The following is a 15,812-nucleotide window of genomic DNA, read 5'->3' on the forward strand; positions in this document are numbered from 1 at the left end:
AAGCGTTGCAGAAATGGCAAAGCACGGGGCTCCATTCGCATGGGGCCCCGTGACAGTCAGTGTCTATTATAAAATCCCTGCTTTCTCCTTACCTGCGTTTTATCGTGAGCGACCGACTTTTTGCCGTGATCCCGTGCGCCGGGGCCGGTGTACGCGCCGGGGCCGCAGTGCCCAAGCAATATCGAAGCGTTGGCGGCCTTCCCATGCTTGCCCATGCGCTCGCCGCGTTCGATGCTTGCTCCGAATTTGCGCAGACCTTGCTGGTCCTCGCGCCGGACGACAATCACTTCGACGGACGCCGCTTCGGCACCCTGCGCTTTGCCGTACGTCGCTGCGGCGGCGCCTCGCGCCACGCTTCGGTGCTGGGCGGTCTTCAGGCGCTCGCCGAGTTCGGCGCGCAGGACAGCGACTGGGTGCTCGTGCATGACGCCGCGCGCCCCGGCATTACCCCCGAACTCATTCGCACGCTCGTCGGTGCACTGCGCAACGATCCCGTCGGCGGTATTCTGGCGTTGCCCGTGGCCGACACGCTCAAGCGCGAGACACCCCCGGCCGAGAAGGACGGATTGGCAAGCGTTGGCGCCACCGAGTCGCGTGACGGACTCTGGCAGGCGCAAACGCCCCAGATGTTCCGCCTCGGCATGCTGCGTCGCGCACTGGAAGATGCCCTGGCGGCAGGCGCCGAAGTCACGGACGAAGCCAGCGCCATCGAGCGCATGGGGCACGCACCGAAGCTCGTGCGCGGTAGCCTGCGCAATTTCAAGGTGACGTACCCCGAAGATTTCGCGCTGGCCGAGGCGTTCCTCGGCACGGCAAAGCCCGCCTGAGCGTCTCGCGTCAGGCGCTTGCGCCCGACGGGACCGACGCATCGTAATTCCGCATTTCACGACTCTACATAAATGACTGAACAAGCTGTCTCGCCAGTATCTCTGGCTTCGTTGGCCAAGCTTCGCATCGGGCAGGGCTACGATGTCCACGCGCTCGTGCCGGGTCGCCCGCTCGTGATGGGCGGCGTGACGATTCCGTTCGAGCGCGGGCTGCTCGGCCACTCGGACGCCGACGTGTTGCTTCACGCTATTACCGATGCGGTACTTGGCGCTGCGGCGCTCGGCGACATCGGCCGTCACTTTCCGGACACGGATCCGACGTTCAAGGGCGCGAACAGCGTCGTTTTGCTCAAGGAAGCCATGCGCCGCGTGCGCGAGCAGGGGTATGAGATCGTGAACGTCGACTGCACGGTGATCGCGCAGGCACCGAAGCTGGCGCCGCACATTGCCGCCATGACACAGTCGATTGCCGATGCACTGGGGGTCACGGTCGGGCAGGTCAACGTGAAGGCGAAAACGAACGAGAAGCTCGGCTATCTTGGCCGTCAGGAAGGTATCGAAGCGCAAGCGGCCGCGTTGCTGATCGGCCGCTGACGGGCGAGGGGGCGCAAGCCGCTCCCGTTCACGCATCGATACGATCCATGCAAGTACGAAAAAACGGCGCCACCGGACGATTCCGGTGGCGCCGTTTTTTTCGTTGTGACGGCGCGCGTTGTCGCGGCCGTCGGGCACGTGGCCCCGCTGAGTCCGAATTACGCCTCGGCAGCGAGCACCTGAGCCGCAGCGTTGATGACAGCGGCGATACGGCCGACGTCACGCAATTGCGCGGTGCTCATCTTGTGCTCTTCTGCGAGCAGCGCAGCGTGCGACTTCACGCAGAAGTGGCACTTGCCCACGATGGACGCGGCCAGCGCGTACATTTCGAAGCGACGCTGATCGACACCGCCACGCGTGGCGTAACCGTTCATGCGAAGTTGCGCCTTCTCGTTCTTGAGCTCGGCGTTATCGGCCATCTCGAGATACGGATACCAGGTGTTGTTCATGCCCATGAGCGCGGCGGCGGTCAACGCGCCTTCGAGTTCTTCCGGGGCAAGCACGCCGGCCTCGCGGATCGCCTTGACGATCGGCTGGGACTTGGCGGCGAACGCAGCGGCGAGGGCCACGCCGACGGCGTCGTTGCCTTCCAGCGAGGAGCGGGCAATGGTGCCGTCGAGGTTCAGACGGATGTCCTTGGCGTAGTCAGGGATCTGTGCCTTAATCGCGGTGAGGAATTCCATAAATTTCTCCTATTGCTTTGGGCTGAAAAAGCCCGCTTTCGCGGGCTTCGAGACGACGCTTACAGCGTTGCACCGCCAACCGCGCGGTTGCACGGGCAGAGTTCGTCCGTTTGCAGGCCGTCCAGAATACGCAGGACTTCTTCCGGGTTACGGCCGACGTTCAGGTTGTTCACCGAAACGTGCTGGATGACGTTGTCCGGGTCAACGATGAACGTTGCACGCAGGGCCACGCCGGCTTCCTTGTCACGCACGCCGAGCTGGTCGATCAGGGCACCGGTCGTGTCGCCGAACGAGTAGTGGTTCAGCTTGTTCAGATCCTTGTGCTCACGGCGCCATGCCAGCTTCACGAATTCGTTGTCGCCCGAGCCGCCGAGCAGCACTGCGTCACGATCTGCGAAGTCGTTGGCCAGCTTGCCGAATTCCACGATTTCGGTCGGGCACACGAAGGTGAAGTCCTTCGGGTAGAAGTAAATGATCTTCCACTTGCCCGGGAACGAAGCTTCCGTGATCGTTTCGAAAGCCGACACGCCGTTTTCTTCGTGGTTGTTGAAACCAGGCTTGGCCGCTTGGACCGAGAACGCTTCGAGTTTATCGCCGACAGTCTTCATCGATTACTCCTAAATTTAGTGCGGTTTATGTCGCGACATCGCAAAGGACATCGTGACTGGCAACTGACCGGGCTCACGCGATCCCGGTCAACCAAAGCAGTATACGCTATCGAAGTTCCGATAGCAATAGCTTTATTTTATGCGGGGGATAGTTAAAACAAATCCCGTCGATAGGATTTTGCAGTGTGGCGTGTGGCCAAGCCTTGAGCATAGCCAAATTTTCGCGAGATCACATCAAACACTTATTTAGCAAGCGGAAATGACACGATGATTTCAAGGCCGGAACCCGGGCGAACGTTGCGCAGCGAGGCATGCCCCTTGTAGCGCGATGCAATGCGTTGAACGATCGCCATGCCGAGGCCGGTGCCGTCTGCTTTCGTGCGCGCGGTGTCCACACGGTAGAAGGGACGGAAGACGAGGTGCAGTTGTTCCTCGGGAATGCCGGGGCCGGTGTCGCGCACGCGCATTTCGACGCGCTCGCCCAGCACGCGGGTCGAGATGTGGACGTTGGCGATATCGGATTGTGCGTCGCGCCCGTACTTGCGTGCGTTCTCGATCAGGTTCGTGAGCAGGCGCTTGAGGTCCGTTCGCTCGGCGAGCACGGGTGCCGAGTCGGCCAGATCGACGCTGAGGTTCAGATCGTCGCGTCCCTCGAAGTTGGCCGCCGTATCGCGTGCGATGTCCGACAGGTCGACGGATTGCGTCGTGCGCGAGGCCGGGCGGGCATAGTCGAGGAAGCGGCCGATAATCTCGTCCATCTGTTCGATGTCGCTGATCATGTCGCGCTTGACCGATTCGTCCGACGGGCTCATCTCCGTCTCGAGCCGCAGTCGCGCCAGCGGCGTGCGCAGATCGTGCGAGATGCCGGCGAGCATCAGGGCGCGGTCGGCTTCGAGCCGGTCGAGCTCCTCCACCATCTGATTGAAGCTGCGGTTGGCCTCGGCCGCCTCGCCCATGCCGCGCTCCGGCAGCGGATCGGGACGCTGACCCTCGCCGATCGCGCGTGCTGCGTGCGCCAGTCGTGCGAAGGGACGGTTCACGAGGGCCGTGATGAAGGCCGCGCCGATGAGCGAGAGCGCCAGGGCAAACGTGCCCCAACTGAACAGCTGGAGACCGGTCGCCGTGTCGATGCGATCTTGTTCGATCGCGACCCAGTAGTCGTCTTCATCGATCTTGAAACTGATCCACATGGCCGGAATGTCATTGACCGATGCGGCGATGACGGTGTCCGTGCCGAGGCGTCGCTGAACATCGCGCACGATCAGATCCTGCACCACGCCGCCGCGTTGCTTCTCGACCGCATCTGCCGGCTCGCGCGGGTAGACGCGAATGCCTTCGTTGCTCTCCAGATCCTGGAGCAGGGCGCGCCGCAGGTCCGGCTCCGAATAGAGCAGGGCAGTGCGGGTGAGTTTGACGATGGACACGAGCTGCTGCGCGACGCGTTGCGCGCGGGGTTCGCGTTCGATCACACGGAAGCTCTGGTACCAGGCCGCGAGGCTGACGCCGATGAGCAGTGCAATGAGGAAGAAGGTACGCCAGAACAGACCGCCAAAGAGCCCGCGTACCATCCGTATCGGATGCATGGGTGGCTCCGTCTAATACGTGGCGTGTGCGTGACGGAAGGCTTGCGGCACGCAGCGGTGCGAGCACAAGTGCAGGCGCAGGTGAGCCACGGTGAACGACATGCGGTGCCGCCTGAGACAAGACACAACACCGGTGCGCGAACGGATCGCGACCGGCGTCGTTTTATCGGTCAAAACGTCATGACCGCCTGTCACGCGCCGCCATCCGGGATGAAAACATAACCGAGGCCCCACACCGTCTGAATGAAACGGGGGCTGCCCGGGTCCGGTTCGATGAGCTTTCGCAAACGTGAGATTTGCACGTCGAGGCTTCGGTCGAAGACTTCGTATTCGCGACCGCGTGCGAGCTCCATGAGCTTTTCGCGCGAGAGCGGCTGGCGCGGGTGACGCGCGAAGACTTTCAGCACGGAGAACTCGCCGGTCGTGAGCGCGATTTCCTGACCGTTCTTCGTGAGCGTGCGCGTGGCGAGGTTCAGGGCGAAATCGCCGAACTCGAACGTCTCCATCGTTTCGCTGGGCGCACCGGGAAGCTCGGGGGGCGCCTGACGACGCAGCACAGCGTGAATGCGGGCGACGAGCTCTCGCGGGTTGAACGGTTTCGGCAAGTAGTCGTCGGCGCCCATCTCGAGTCCGACGATACGGTCGACATCCTCGCCTTTGGCCGTTAACATGATGATCGGCGTACGGTCGTTCGCGCCACGCAGACGGCGGCAAATCGAGAGACCGTCCTCACCGGGGAGCATCAGGTCAAGCACGAGCAGATCGAAGCGCTCGCGCACCCAAAGCTTGTTCATGGCCGTGGCGTTTTCGGCCACAAAGACATTGAAACCCTGTTCCCCGAGGTAACGACGCAGCAGGTCGCGCAGGCGCGGATCGTCGTCGACAACCAGAATTTTGGGAGAGTTTTTGTTTTCCATGCCGTGTATCTTAGCCCGAAATGTTGCGAACTGAGGAGGCCGCCAAAGCGGGTTACAAAGGGTTACACAATTTACCCTACGGCTTGTGCGCTGACCATAGGCAGTGGGTACACTTGCACCCCTGCCAGGGCAAAAACAGCCGCATGGCATGAAGGACATACGCACAAGATGAGATGGGCTGCTGAGTTTACGCTACTGTTCGGGGGAATCATGCTCTGGGGACACCTGGGCGTGACCTATGCCCGTCCCGTGGCGCATTTCAGCACGCAGTCGCAGGACGCCAGCGCGCCCCGAATGCAGAATGCTGCCCCCGCCGCCCCCTCGCCGCGCAATCCCACCAAGAAAGCATCACCGAACGATCCCCAGGCCGATCGTCGTAGCGACGAATTGCCTAACCCACCGCCTGGGCGCCGTCCCAATGGCCATATGTCTGCCGACGATAGGCGCTTGCTGCGTCAACACATTCAGGACGCCGTGCGTGAACTATATAGTCACTGACACGACGTGCGCCTTCCCTTCGCCACGGGAATGCCCTCAGACGCTTCTTCCGAAAACGCCAGTGACGCTACTTTGACGCGAGCGTGCCATGAAGCCGAAACGACATCCGCCAGCCTCTGCCGACGCTGGCTTTTTTTGCGCCTTGCGTTTGGCCGCTCCGCCAATGCTGCGTGTCGTGCGTCCGGTCCGGATGGTTCACGGGCTCGTTTGCCTGGCATTGATCGGGGCGCTGGGCACGCCGATGGTGGATGCGTCGGAATCCCGTCATCCGAACGGCTATCGGGCATCCCATGCGACGCGGACTCCATCGGCAAGGGCCGCGCAACCCGCTGTCGATCCGTCCGCGCGCGAACTGACCCGGGACGACGCTCGCTATCTCCTCACGCGAACCGGCTATGCACCGGACGCACGCGAGTTGGCGCCGTTCGTCGGTCTCACGCGAGCACAAGCCGTTGACCGACTGTTGGCGCAGGCGCGGCGCACGGCTGTGACACCGGCGCCGGCCTGGGCTCACGACCCGCCGCTCTTCGGACCTGCTGTCAAAAACATGACGGCCGATGAGCGTCGCGCGCTCAACGAGCGCCGCAATCGCATGGCGGCATCGCTGAGCGCTTGGTGGGCACAGGAAATGGCGACGACCCCCTCGCCGCTCACCGAGCGCATGACCATGTTCTGGCACAACCACTTCGTGTCGAGCGACGACAAGGTGCGCGAACCGACCGTACTTTATCGGCAGAACGTCTTGTTGCGCGCGAATGCGCTGGGCAACTTCGGCGCGATGCTCCATGAGGTGTCGAAAGATCCCGCAATGCTCATCTACCTGGATGGCGACGGGAATCGCAAGGGGCGGCCGAACGAGAATTTCGCGCGAGAAGTCATGGAACTGTTCACGCTCGGCGAAGGGCATTACACCGAGCAGGATGTGCGCGAGGCGGCGCGCGCCTATACCGGTTGGAGCATCGATCGCACGACCATGACTTACGTCTGGCATCCCAATGTCCACGATACGGGTGAGAAAACCGTACTGGGTCGCACCGGGGACTTCGATGGCGATCAGGTACTCGATATCTTGCTGGCGCGTCCGGAGACGGCGACGTTCGTTGTCGGCAAGTTGTGGCGGGAGTTCGTGTCGCCCGTGCCGGACACGGTCCAGCTCGAGCGCGTTGCGAATGCGTTCCGCGCCAGTGGTTACGACATACGCGTGGCGATGCGCGCCTTGCTGCTTACGCCGACGTTCTGGGACATGCGCGTGCGCGGCACGCTGGTCAAATCGCCGTCCGAGTTCGTCACGGACACCGTACGAGAGTTCGACATCGGCTATGACGATCCCCAGCTGTTGGCGCAGCAAATGCGTGTGTTGGGGCAAGACCTGTTTCGTCCGCCGAACGTTAAAGGGTGGCCCGGCGGCGACGCCTGGATCGACAGCACCACGCTGCTCGCGCGCAAACAGTTCGTCGAGCGGATGTTCCGCGCGACGGAGGGCGCCAATGCGGGCGGTCCTTCCTCGATGTCATCGATGTCTTCGAGGCAGACGTACGGCGGCGTGCAGCGCACGGCGCTCGGTGTGGCGCAGCCGATGCCGCGAACGGTGGCAGGGGTGCGTTTCGACCTGTCTCGCTGGCTGGGGTCTTACGCGTTGGGGCCGGTCGACGTGCCGGACGGCGCTGCACGTGAGGCGTTGCAGCGGGCGGTTTTGCCGCTTGCACCGGCCGCACCGCAGGCGTCCGGCGTGAACGGTGCCGCGTTTTTGCAGGCGTTGCTGATGGACCCGGCGTATCAGTTGAAGTGATGTAAGCACGGTGTGACGGCGCGTCTCGCTCCGGTCGGTTCGGGACGCGATATCGTTTCCGGCGGACCGTCTGCCGGGGTCTACGTCAGAACCTTAGAGGGCGACGACTGGCCTCACGGTTCGCACGGGAAAGGACTTCGAAGCTCGCTGACGTCGCGGGCGGAAGCGGCAGGACGTATGCGTGTGTTTTGAGGCGCGCCCAGGGAGCACGACAGTGCAGGGGCGGCGATGCGAGGTGTGTGATGCGCAAGATGTGTCGTCGGGATTTTTTGACGTTTGCGGGTGGTCTGGGTGCAGCGTGGCTGACCCCGGCGCCGGCGTTCGCCGTAGCGAGAGATTTGTCCGGGATACTGCCGGACTCGGGGGGGAATTACGGTAATTTGCTGATCCTCATCGAGCTCAAGGGCGGCAACGACGGGCTGAACACCGTCATTCCGTTTGCTGACCCGATGTACGCGAGTTTGCGCCCGACGATCGGCGTCAAGCGTGAGCAGGTGATGCAACTGGATGAGCACAGCGGCTTGCACCCGGAGATGCGTGCGCTGTTGCCGATGTGGCAGGCGAAGGAGTTGGCGATCGTGCAGGGCGTCGGATATCCGCAGCCCAATCTGTCGCACTTCCGTTCAATCGAGATATGGAATACGGCGTCGCGTTCGGACGAGTATTTGCGCGACGGTTGGCTGTCGCGGGCGTTTGCCGAGCAGGCGGTGCCGCCCGGTTTCGATGCGGACGGCGTGATCGTCGGCAGCGCCGAACTCGGCCCCTTGAGCGGTGGCGCACGCGCGGTGACGTTGACGAATCCGGCGCAGTTCTTGCGCGATGCGAATCTGGCATCGGCGAATGTGTCGCAGGTGAGCAACCCTGCATTGGCGCATGTGTTGCGTGTTGAGAACGACATCGTGAAGGCGGCCGACGGGTTGCGTCCGAGGCAGGGGCAATACGTCCTGCGTACGCCGATGCCGCAGGGCGCGTTTGGCAATGTGGTCAAGACTGCGTTGCAGGTGGTGGCCGCGGCGGATTCGCCGACGGGCGTGCCGCAGCCGGGGCGTGGCGTGGCGGTGTTGCGTCTGACGTTGAACGGGTTCGACACACATCAGAATCAGCCTGGGCAGCAGGCGAATCTGCTACGTCAGTTGTCGCAGGGGATGATGGCGTTGCGTGCGGGGCTGACCGAGTTGAATCGGTGGCAATCGACGATGATCGTCACCTATGCGGAGTTTGGGCGCCGTCCACGCGAGAACCAGAGTAACGGCACGGACCACGGCACGGTGGCGCCCCACTTTATCGCCGGCGGACGCGTGCGTGGCGGTTTGTACGGTGAAGCGCCCAGACTGGACCGTCTCGACGGCAACGGCAACTTACCGTTCGCCGTCGATTTTCGCGACGTCTACGCCACGGTGCTGCAACGCTGGTGGGGGTTGAATCCACAGCCGGTGCTTGGCGGCGCGTTCAAGCCGTTGGATGTCTTGCGCGTTTGAGCGGGAACCTTGGGCAGCGTGAGGCTTCGGTCGCGTGATGCGTGATGCGTGATGCGTGATGCGTGATGCGTGACACCCGACACCCGACACCAGACACCCGCCACCTGATGTCTGGTGTCTGGTGCCTGAGGCGCTAGGCGTGATACCCCGACGCCCAATGCCGAATACGTGAGGCATGAGGCGTAAGCCGCGAAGCATGACGCGTCGGGCACGGGGTCTGACACGTCAGGCGGGCGTCATCGCGCGCGCCAAGCTTTCCAGAATTTTCGCAGGGGCGTGAGGTCGATCCGCTGGTGGAGCACTTGATAGTCGCTGGCGGCGACTTCGTCCATCAGGGCCTGTTGTAGCGAGGCGAGGGCGAGCAGCGGACGTTGTTTGCGGCGATCCTTTTTCGGGATGGCGGCGGCTGCCGCGGCAATCGCCTGTTGGGCGCGGGCGTGCTGAAATTTCATCAGATCGACGAAGGCGGGCGAGTATTTGCCGTTCTGGATGTCGGCGGCGGTGACGCCGAAGCGTTGCAGTTCGTCGATGGGAAAGTAGACATAGCCTGCGCGCGCGTCGACGCCGGCGTCGGTCACACGTCGGCCGAGCGTGATGGCGTGGCCCAGAGCGCGGGCGAGGGCGGGGGTTTGCGGGTCGTCGAAGCCGTAGACGTGTGAGGCGAGTTCGGCGGGGGCGCCGCCGGAGGCGTCGCAATAGTGCGTGAGTCCTGCGAAATCGAGGTAACGCATTTGCGAGAGATCCATCTCGGCGCCGTGCATGACGGCCTCGAACGCGTCGCGCGACAGGCCGGTACGCTTGACGACGGGGGCGAGTGCGCGTGTGACGGGGTGTGCGGGGTTCCCGTCGAACAGTCGCGCGAGTTCCTGGCGCCACCAGTCGAGCTTGGCGTGTGCGACACCGGGATCGTGGACGGCCGCATGAATATCGGCGATTTCCTGGCAGAAGGCGTGAACGGCGTAGGCGTCGTCGCGTTTGGACGGCGGTAGTTGAAGCAGGGCGTAATAGAGCGCGGAGCCGGGCGGGCCAGCTTTCTGGCGGCAGTATTCGTTGGCCTGGGCGGGGTTGGCGGGGGAACCGGGGGTGCTGTCGGCGGTCTCGTGGGGTTGCATGCGAATGGGTATCGTTTTGGTCAGATGCCCGTCAGGCGCAGCGCGGAAGCGCAGTGGGGCAGATGCCATGAATTGGGGCGAATTCTAGCATTGGCGGGCGGGTAGGGCGGATGCGGCGACTCGCGTCTGGGGGAGATTGCCGCGCAATAGTGGTTCATGTAGAATACGCGCCTGCTTTGACGCGTGCAGCGGGGCGGCGACAAGTCGCCCTTTTTCATGTCCGACAGGACGCAAGCACGCCGTCGACCCGATGCCGGGATGTCGTACCTACAAGGACAACGACGCCCACGGGCTGCGAGGATGGCGAAATTGGTAGACGCACCAGGTTTAGGTCCTGACGCCCGAAAGGGTGTAGGGGTTCGAGTCCCCTTCCTCGCACCAACTTTCCGTTTTGGCATCGGTTCTGTAGGTCTTACTTCTTCCCGCAATATCTCGAGAACGGCCTGTCTTTAAGGCTTGGCGGGGGTCTTTGCGTGAACTCCGATTGTTCGTCCGAGGCGCAAAAATTCACCTCTCTTCAAACCAAAAATCGATGCGTCGGCCCCATCGGGGCGCCAACTTGGCCCCGAAAATGGCATCGATTAATTCAGCGGAATGGTGCAATTCGTCGCACGAACAACAGATGAACTGCACCGCGCCGCAAGTGATGCCGGTGTCGCTCGGCCTTTCGACCACAACAACCCCGGCAGTCAGTTCTTGGCCTTGGACCTTGATTCGCATCGTCAAACCTTCTTATCCGCATGGCGCTGCTCTCGGAAGCAAGCCACCTCAGATGCCTGGCTCATATAGGACTAAAGTCCAATGCGCAGCTTTCATTTCGTCACTATGCTCGGGCGTGCAATGGCCGAAAGTCCATTGTGCCGGCGCTGACTCGGCACTAAGTCGGCAGCGGCGCCGTGCATTTTGCGCGGCAAGCCGATAGACCAGTAGGAGTGAGAATGGAAAAGGACCTTCAGCCCGCGAAGCAGGGTGAGAACATGGACGTTGAAAAAGGCAAGCTCGCTGAGTTGAGCGCGGCGGAGATGGCTCAGGTCGGTGGAGGGGTGGGCCCTAACCGAACCAATTGCGCTATTCCTCTGCAATCCGCAAAAGCCGGAATTGCAGGCGGCAAGAGCGCTCTCTAACTTCACGGTTAGATAGCGTCAGGACCAGCGCCGCATGAAACTCCAGGTCGGCGAGACCCACCGCGGCGCTGCGCTCATAACGCGCAATCGCGAGACGCCGCCACCCACGCCACCCACGCCACCCACGCCACCAACGCCCCCCGACGCCGATCAGCGTTTACGCAAGCTCAATCCGTCTGCGAGCCAGCGCTTTTGAACGCTTTCGGTGGCGCATATCCGTATTTCCTGAAAAGCCGCGCCAGATACGATGGCGATTCGAGCCCCACCGCGGCGGCCACGCCAAGCACCGTCATGCCCGGCGCGTTAAGCAGCGACACAGCCCTCTCGACTCGGCGACGCGATTGATAATCCACCACGGTTTCCCCCGTGAAGTCGCGGAAAATTCGCGTCAACGTCCGGCGCGACAACCCAAATTCGTAAGCGATGCGATCCAGCGGGACTGGCTGGTCGAGCGTCGCGTCCAAAAACGCACGAATGTCGCGAACGATCTCCGCATTCGCCGCCATGCGATCAGCGCTCAACGGTGCCGACGTCAACCCCGCTTCAATGCAGGTCGCCGCGAGCATGCGGGCGCTGAGATCCGCGCGAAAGGTCGACAGCTCAGAAGAAAGGGCAGGGCCGGAGGCATCGGCATTCGTCGTGGCGACCCGCACGGCATCCAGAAGAAGCATCGGCGCGGACCAGAGCGTGACACGCGAACAGGAAAGCCTACGCTGGGCCTTTCGCTCGCAGAACGCGACAAAGTCGCTCGCCACATAGACCGCCACATGGGCCTGACCTGCGCGATAGCCGCGCGTGTCATGCACGCGCTGCGGCGGTACCACGACGAAGGACTTGGGGGCGACCCGTACGGGCAAGACATTCGTTTCGACGTTGAGCACCAGTTGCCCGGTTCTCGGCAGCAGAAACATGTACTCGTCATCATGCATATGCGGCTGCGTACGGTACTCGCCAACCGACACGTGCCGCACGTCGGCGATTCGATCGCCGCATAGATGACGCTGAGCGGTCGGATAGGACTTCACGTTACGCTTCCTCGGCCGTTTGAGGCCTGCGACGAAGAATTGCAGCAATGACGAAAACTGTCGATGCGGCACGGGCGTCGCCCGACGGCATCACATTCAAGCACTCAGTATAGCCTCAGCAAACGCATTGCAAAGTCCCCCGGCCATCTGGCCAACACACGCCGGCTCGACGCCAGTGCCGACCATGATCTCCGGGAAACTAGTTATCGTTGCCCGGCGCGCACGGTCGGGGCCGTCCGGCATTTGGCCCGATCAGACGCCTTCCATGGCCCGATAAGCGGCGACGGTCTTTTTCCGCCTCGTCATGCTTGCGCCACCTGCCATCACGAGAGTCTCAAAGTGCCACCCAATCCTTACGATCCCACCGGTACCACCGATATCGCTGACCCCACCCGCCGCACCGACGCCGCACCGGATCTGCGATTCGTCAACGTATTCTCCGCTGGCTCCAATGGCGGAAATCCCGCGCCTGTCGTGCTCGACGCCGATCACATGTCAGCCGACGAGATGAAAGCGATCGCCGCGCGCTACGGGCACGAGAGCGCCTTTGTCTGCCGCGCCGCAGACCCTCGCCACGCCTTCCGCTTACGCTTCTTCGTACCGGCCCACGAAATGGAAATGTGTGGTCACGCCACGCTCGGCGCAATGTGGTTGCTGCGTCAGGCTGGCCGGTGGACCACACCCAAAGCCACTGTCGAGACATTGAGCGGCATTGTCGACGTGCGCTTTGACGATGAGACCAAACGCATCGACGTCGGACAACCCCGAGGTATCGTGGAACCGATCAATGATCCGTCGTTGATCGATTCCATCTGCGAGGTCTTGTGCATCTCGCACGACGACCTTGCGCCAATGGGCATCGCCAACGCCCGTACGAGTCGCACGAAGACACTGATCCCGCTCAGGTCGGTCGATGTGCTCGATGCGCTTGCCCCGAGACTCACGGGCGTCGCGCCGCTGTGCGACGCCCTCGACTCGACGGGGCTCTACCCGTTCGCCGTCGAGCGCGCCAAACCGCTCGAACTGCACGCGCGCCAATTCCCGCGCGCCTCGGGATATCCCGAAGACGCCGCGACGGGGATTGCCGCTGCCGCCACGCTGTACGGTGCCATCCACTACGGCTTGCTCACCGGCGGCGATGCCAACCTGCGGGTGTACCAGGGCTTCGCGATGGGGAGACCGTCGTGCATTCGCGTCGCCCTGCGCGATCCCGTCGACAGGAGTGCCGGTTGTTGGATCAGCGGTGCCGTCGAATTCACTCTGCTGGAGTCGCTGGCATGAAGACATTTGACAACGCGCAAGTGGGCGGTGTCCTCGATGTGGCGTCCGCCGCCGACGCGATACGCGGCGCCTATCTGGAGATGGCCGCCGGCAGCGCTGCGGTCCAGCCACGCGCCCGCATCGGTCTCGACGACGTCAAATTCAGCGCCATGAGCGCGATACTCGGTTCGCACCGCATTGCGGCGAGCAAACTCTATACGACGATCGATGGCCGCTTTCGCTTCTACATCGCACTGTTCTCGCTTGACGACGGTGAACTGATCGCGCTGCTGGAAGGCGACACCATTACCGGGTTCCGGACCGCGGCAACGACGCAAATTGCCGCGTCATGCCTGGCCCGCGACGACAGCCGTACGCTGGGTCTGTTCGGCAGCGGCATTCAGGCCCGAGCCCATGCCATGGCCTTCGGAAACCGCCCAAGCCTTCGCGAAGTGCGAATTCACAGTCACGACGACGTCAGCGCGCAACGGCTGGCTGAGGATCTGGCGCACGAATTCGGACTGACGGCGATCCTCGTCGACGCGCCGCTAGCCGCAGCGTCGGACATCGTGATACTCGCCACGCGCGCGTGCGCACCGGTCATTCGTGGCGAATGGCTGCGTGAAGGCGCGTTCGTGGCGAGCATTGGCGCCACACGTCCCGATCAACGCGAAATGGACGATTCGACATTGCAGCGCGCGTCGCGCATCGTCGTCGACTGGACCGGCCAGACGCCGCGCGAGACCGGTGACCTGTTGCTCCCGTCGCAGACGTGGCTCTCGCCATCGACACTCATCGATCTGTCCTGCGTCATTGCCTCGGACGAGCGCAGGCCTGCGACAGCCACAGATATCGTGATCTATAAGGCGGTCGGCATTGCATTGCAGGACGCCGCCGTCGCCCATCTCGCGTACTCGCGCCTCACCGCGTCGTAAATCGTCTCGACGCGTCGACATCCCCGGAGTTGTCTATGAAGCTTCCCCTGACCGCACGCATCCTGATCGGGATGGTGCTCGGAATCGTTGTTGGCTATGCGTGTCACGTCTGGCTGTCTGCGGATGATGCCGCGCGTGTCGGACGCTATTTTTCTCTGCTTGCCGAGTTGTTTCTGCGCCTGATCAAGATGATCATCGCGCCGCTCGTATTTTGTACGCTGGTCATCGGTGTGACGAAGATCGGCGACGTGCGCGCCGCGGGGCGCATCGGACTGCGTACGTTGTGCTGGTTCCTTGCGGCGGGCTTCATCTCGTTGACGCTCGGTGCCTGTCTGGCGAACTGGCTCAGGCCCGGTGCATTGCTGGCGTCGGCCCTGCCGCCCGCCAACGCGGCAACGGGGCTGAGCGTCAGCGGGTTGTCGTTGGAACAATTCGTCGTTCATCTCGTGCCGAGCAGTATTGTCGCTGCGATGTCGACCAACGAGATTCTCCAGATCGTCGTGTTCGCTGCATTCTTTAGCGTCGGTCTGACCGCGCTGGGGAAGAAGGGGGACGGGGTCGTCCAATTGCTCGACGAAATCTCGCACGTCATGCTGCGCGTGACGTCGTACGTGATGGCTGCCGCACCGTTCGCCGTGTTTGGCGCGTTGGCGAACGTGGTGGCCACGCGCGGGCTGTCGGTGCTGATCACCTACGGCCGCTTCATGGGGGAATTTTACGTTGCGCTGGCGATGCTCTGGTTGCTGTTGGTGCTGGCCGGGGGTGCCATGCTGGGCAGGCGTGTCTTCTCGCTCGTGGGCTGCATGCGCGTGCCGATGCTGCTTGGATTCAGCACCGCAAGCAGTGAATCGGTCTATCCGAAAACGCTGGAGCAACTGGAGCGATTCGGTGTGCCCAACCGGATCGCGAGCTTCGTGCTGCCCATCGGGTACTCGTTCAATCTTGACGGCACCATGATGTATTGCACGTTTGCCACGCTCTTCATTGCCCAGGCGTACGGCGTGAATCTGTCGTTTGGCGAGCAATTGTCAATGCTCGCGATTCTGATGCTCACGAGCAAAGGCATGGCGGCCGTGCCGCGCGCCTCCCTTGTCGTCATTGCGGCCACGCTGAGTCAGTTCAATATTCCGGAGGCAGGATTGCTGCTGATCATGGGCGTCGATCACTTCCTCGACATGGGGCGTACCGCAACCAATGTGCTGGGCAACGCGGTGGCGTCGGCGGCGGTCGCCAAATGGGAAGGCGTGCTCGCGCCATCCGAGGACGATGCGGGGCGACCTGTGCAGCCGTCGGTCGTTGCATCCGGTGAGTCGTTGACTTCTGCGCTTCGAACCACGGCAATCGAAAGGCCCACGCCGTGATGCCATGCGTCTGCGTGC

16 protein-coding genes and 1 tRNA gene are annotated in these 15,812 nt (G+C 62.7%); 10 read left to right on the forward strand and 7 right to left on the reverse strand.

From position 1 onward, the window contains the following. Positions 1-104 precede the first annotated feature (104 nt). Complete coding sequence (gene ispD / locus PCA31118_RS02430; protein ID WP_150622617.1) at positions 105-827, forward strand: 2-C-methyl-D-erythritol 4-phosphate cytidylyltransferase; 723 nt, start codon at positions 105-107, stop codon at positions 825-827. Positions 828-899: 72 nt separating this feature from the next. Beyond that, the gene (gene ispF, locus PCA31118_RS02435) at positions 900-1,421 is read left to right on the forward strand and encodes a 2-C-methyl-D-erythritol 2,4-cyclodiphosphate synthase (RefSeq protein ID WP_150622619.1); all 522 of its coding nucleotides are present in this window, start codon (positions 900-902) and stop codon (positions 1,419-1,421) included. A 158-nt stretch (positions 1,422-1,579) separates the two neighbouring features. Here ispF and PCA31118_RS02440 read toward each other — a convergent pair whose 3' ends face one another. From PCA31118_RS02440 to ompR, 4 genes are all read right to left on the reverse strand, one after another. Next, a complete protein-coding gene (locus tag PCA31118_RS02440; protein WP_150622621.1) occupies positions 1,580-2,104 on the reverse strand; it encodes a carboxymuconolactone decarboxylase family protein in 525 nt (174 codons plus the stop codon). Positions 2,105-2,163: 59 nt separating this feature from the next. Continuing rightward, a complete protein-coding gene (locus PCA31118_RS02445; RefSeq protein WP_044456056.1) occupies positions 2,164-2,712 on the reverse strand; it encodes a peroxiredoxin in 549 nt (182 codons plus the stop codon). A 242-nt stretch (positions 2,713-2,954) separates the two neighbouring features. Next, on the reverse strand, positions 2,955-4,295 hold the full coding sequence (locus tag PCA31118_RS02450) for an ATP-binding protein (RefSeq protein WP_150622624.1): 1,341 nt from the start codon (positions 4,293-4,295) through the stop codon (positions 2,955-2,957). A gap of 191 nt (positions 4,296-4,486) precedes the next feature. Continuing rightward, positions 4,487-5,212: an osmolarity response regulator transcription factor OmpR gene (gene ompR / locus PCA31118_RS02455; protein WP_010808867.1), complete on the reverse strand. Its 726-nt coding sequence runs from the start codon at positions 5,210-5,212 to the stop codon at positions 4,487-4,489. A gap of 739 nt (positions 5,213-5,951) precedes the next feature. Here ompR and PCA31118_RS02465 point away from each other — a divergent pair. Together PCA31118_RS02465 and PCA31118_RS02470 are read left to right on the forward strand one after the other, a co-directional pair. Next, positions 5,952-7,499 (forward strand): DUF1800 domain-containing protein, encoded by a 1,548-nt coding sequence (locus tag PCA31118_RS02465; protein ID WP_246190074.1) that lies wholly within the window; start codon positions 5,952-5,954, stop codon positions 7,497-7,499. A 251-nt stretch (positions 7,500-7,750) separates the two neighbouring features. After that, positions 7,751-8,977 (forward strand): DUF1501 domain-containing protein, encoded by a 1,227-nt coding sequence (locus PCA31118_RS02470; protein ID WP_150623674.1) that lies wholly within the window; start codon positions 7,751-7,753, stop codon positions 8,975-8,977. A 236-nt stretch (positions 8,978-9,213) separates the two neighbouring features. Here the strand turns inward: PCA31118_RS02470 and hpnD are convergent, their stop codons facing one another. After that, positions 9,214-10,089 carry a presqualene diphosphate synthase HpnD gene (gene hpnD / locus PCA31118_RS02475; RefSeq protein WP_174990304.1) on the reverse strand — a complete coding sequence of 292 codons (876 nt, stop codon included), beginning with the start codon at positions 10,087-10,089 and terminating at the stop codon, positions 9,214-9,216. 294 nt (positions 10,090-10,383) lie between these two features. On the opposite strand from hpnD, the gene PCA31118_RS02480 reads away from it, so the two are divergent. Then, positions 10,384-10,470, forward strand: a tRNA-Leu gene (locus tag PCA31118_RS02480). A 126-nt stretch (positions 10,471-10,596) separates the two neighbouring features. Here the strand turns inward: PCA31118_RS02480 and PCA31118_RS02485 are convergent. Next, positions 10,597-10,809 carry a hypothetical protein gene (locus PCA31118_RS02485; protein WP_150622631.1) on the reverse strand — a complete coding sequence of 71 codons (213 nt, stop codon included), beginning with the start codon at positions 10,807-10,809 and terminating at the stop codon, positions 10,597-10,599. Between the two features lie 218 nt (positions 10,810-11,027). Between PCA31118_RS02485 and PCA31118_RS02490 the strand changes: the two genes are divergently transcribed. Both PCA31118_RS02490 and PCA31118_RS26930 read left to right on the forward strand, forming a co-directional pair. Continuing rightward, complete coding sequence (locus tag PCA31118_RS02490; protein WP_150622633.1) at positions 11,028-11,213, forward strand: hypothetical protein; 186 nt, start codon at positions 11,028-11,030, stop codon at positions 11,211-11,213. 34 nt (positions 11,214-11,247) lie between these two features. After that, positions 11,248-11,409 (forward strand): hypothetical protein, encoded by a 162-nt coding sequence (locus PCA31118_RS26930; protein ID WP_174990305.1) that lies wholly within the window; start codon positions 11,248-11,250, stop codon positions 11,407-11,409. Here the strand turns inward: PCA31118_RS26930 and PCA31118_RS02495 are convergent. Then, a complete protein-coding gene (locus tag PCA31118_RS02495) occupies positions 11,381-12,286 on the reverse strand; it encodes a helix-turn-helix domain-containing protein (protein WP_246190019.1) in 906 nt (301 codons plus the stop codon). The genes PCA31118_RS26930 and PCA31118_RS02495 overlap by 29 nt on opposite strands. 291 nt (positions 12,287-12,577) lie before the next feature. Between PCA31118_RS02495 and PCA31118_RS02500 the strand changes: the two genes are divergently transcribed. The 3 genes from PCA31118_RS02500 to PCA31118_RS02510 are packed head-to-tail and all read left to right on the forward strand — an operon-like array spanning position 12,578 to position 15,794. Further along, positions 12,578-13,519 carry a PhzF family phenazine biosynthesis protein gene (locus tag PCA31118_RS02500; protein ID WP_343043246.1) on the forward strand — a complete coding sequence of 314 codons (942 nt, stop codon included), beginning with the start codon at positions 12,578-12,580 and terminating at the stop codon, positions 13,517-13,519. Then, positions 13,516-14,433, forward strand: a complete 918-nt coding sequence (locus tag PCA31118_RS02505; RefSeq protein WP_150622638.1) for an ornithine cyclodeaminase family protein — start codon at positions 13,516-13,518, stop codon at positions 14,431-14,433. The genes PCA31118_RS02500 and PCA31118_RS02505 overlap by 4 nt, the downstream gene beginning before the upstream one ends. Before the next feature lie 35 nt (positions 14,434-14,468). Further along, complete coding sequence (locus PCA31118_RS02510) at positions 14,469-15,794, forward strand: dicarboxylate/amino acid:cation symporter (RefSeq protein ID WP_150622640.1); 1,326 nt, start codon at positions 14,469-14,471, stop codon at positions 15,792-15,794. The last annotated feature ends 18 nt before the right edge of the window (positions 15,795-15,812 follow it).

The organism is Pandoraea captiosa (assembly GCF_902459775.1).
Taxonomy (GTDB): domain Bacteria; phylum Pseudomonadota; class Gammaproteobacteria; order Burkholderiales; family Burkholderiaceae; genus Pandoraea; species Pandoraea captiosa.

Coding starts and splice junctions, on each gene's coding strand:
- ispF (WP_150622619.1), top strand. CDS start 900: ATGACTGAACAAGCTGTCTCGCCAGTATCTCTGGCTTCGTTGGCCAAG.
- PCA31118_RS02470 (WP_150623674.1), top strand. CDS start 7,751: ATGTGTCGTCGGGATTTTTTGACGTTTGCGGGTGGTCTGGGTGCAGCG.
- PCA31118_RS02465 (WP_246190074.1), top strand. CDS start 5,952: ATGGTGGATGCGTCGGAATCCCGTCATCCGAACGGCTATCGGGCATCC.
- hpnD (WP_174990304.1), bottom strand. CDS start 10,089: ATGCAACCCCACGAGACCGCCGACAGCACCCCCGGTTCCCCCGCCAAC.
- ompR (WP_010808867.1), bottom strand. CDS start 5,212: ATGGAAAACAAAAACTCTCCCAAAATTCTGGTTGTCGACGACGATCCG.
- PCA31118_RS02485 (WP_150622631.1), bottom strand. CDS start 10,809: ATGCGAATCAAGGTCCAAGGCCAAGAACTGACTGCCGGGGTTGTTGTG.
- PCA31118_RS02490 (WP_150622633.1), top strand. CDS start 11,028: ATGGAAAAGGACCTTCAGCCCGCGAAGCAGGGTGAGAACATGGACGTT.
- PCA31118_RS02440 (WP_150622621.1), bottom strand. CDS start 2,104: ATGGAATTCCTCACCGCGATTAAGGCACAGATCCCTGACTACGCCAAG.
- PCA31118_RS02450 (WP_150622624.1), bottom strand. CDS start 4,295: ATGCATCCGATACGGATGGTACGCGGGCTCTTTGGCGGTCTGTTCTGG.
- PCA31118_RS02445 (WP_044456056.1), bottom strand. CDS start 2,712: ATGAAGACTGTCGGCGATAAACTCGAAGCGTTCTCGGTCCAAGCGGCC.
- PCA31118_RS02510 (WP_150622640.1), top strand. CDS start 14,469: ATGAAGCTTCCCCTGACCGCACGCATCCTGATCGGGATGGTGCTCGGA.
- PCA31118_RS02505 (WP_150622638.1), top strand. CDS start 13,516: ATGAAGACATTTGACAACGCGCAAGTGGGCGGTGTCCTCGATGTGGCG.
- PCA31118_RS26930 (WP_174990305.1), top strand. CDS start 11,248: ATGAAACTCCAGGTCGGCGAGACCCACCGCGGCGCTGCGCTCATAACG.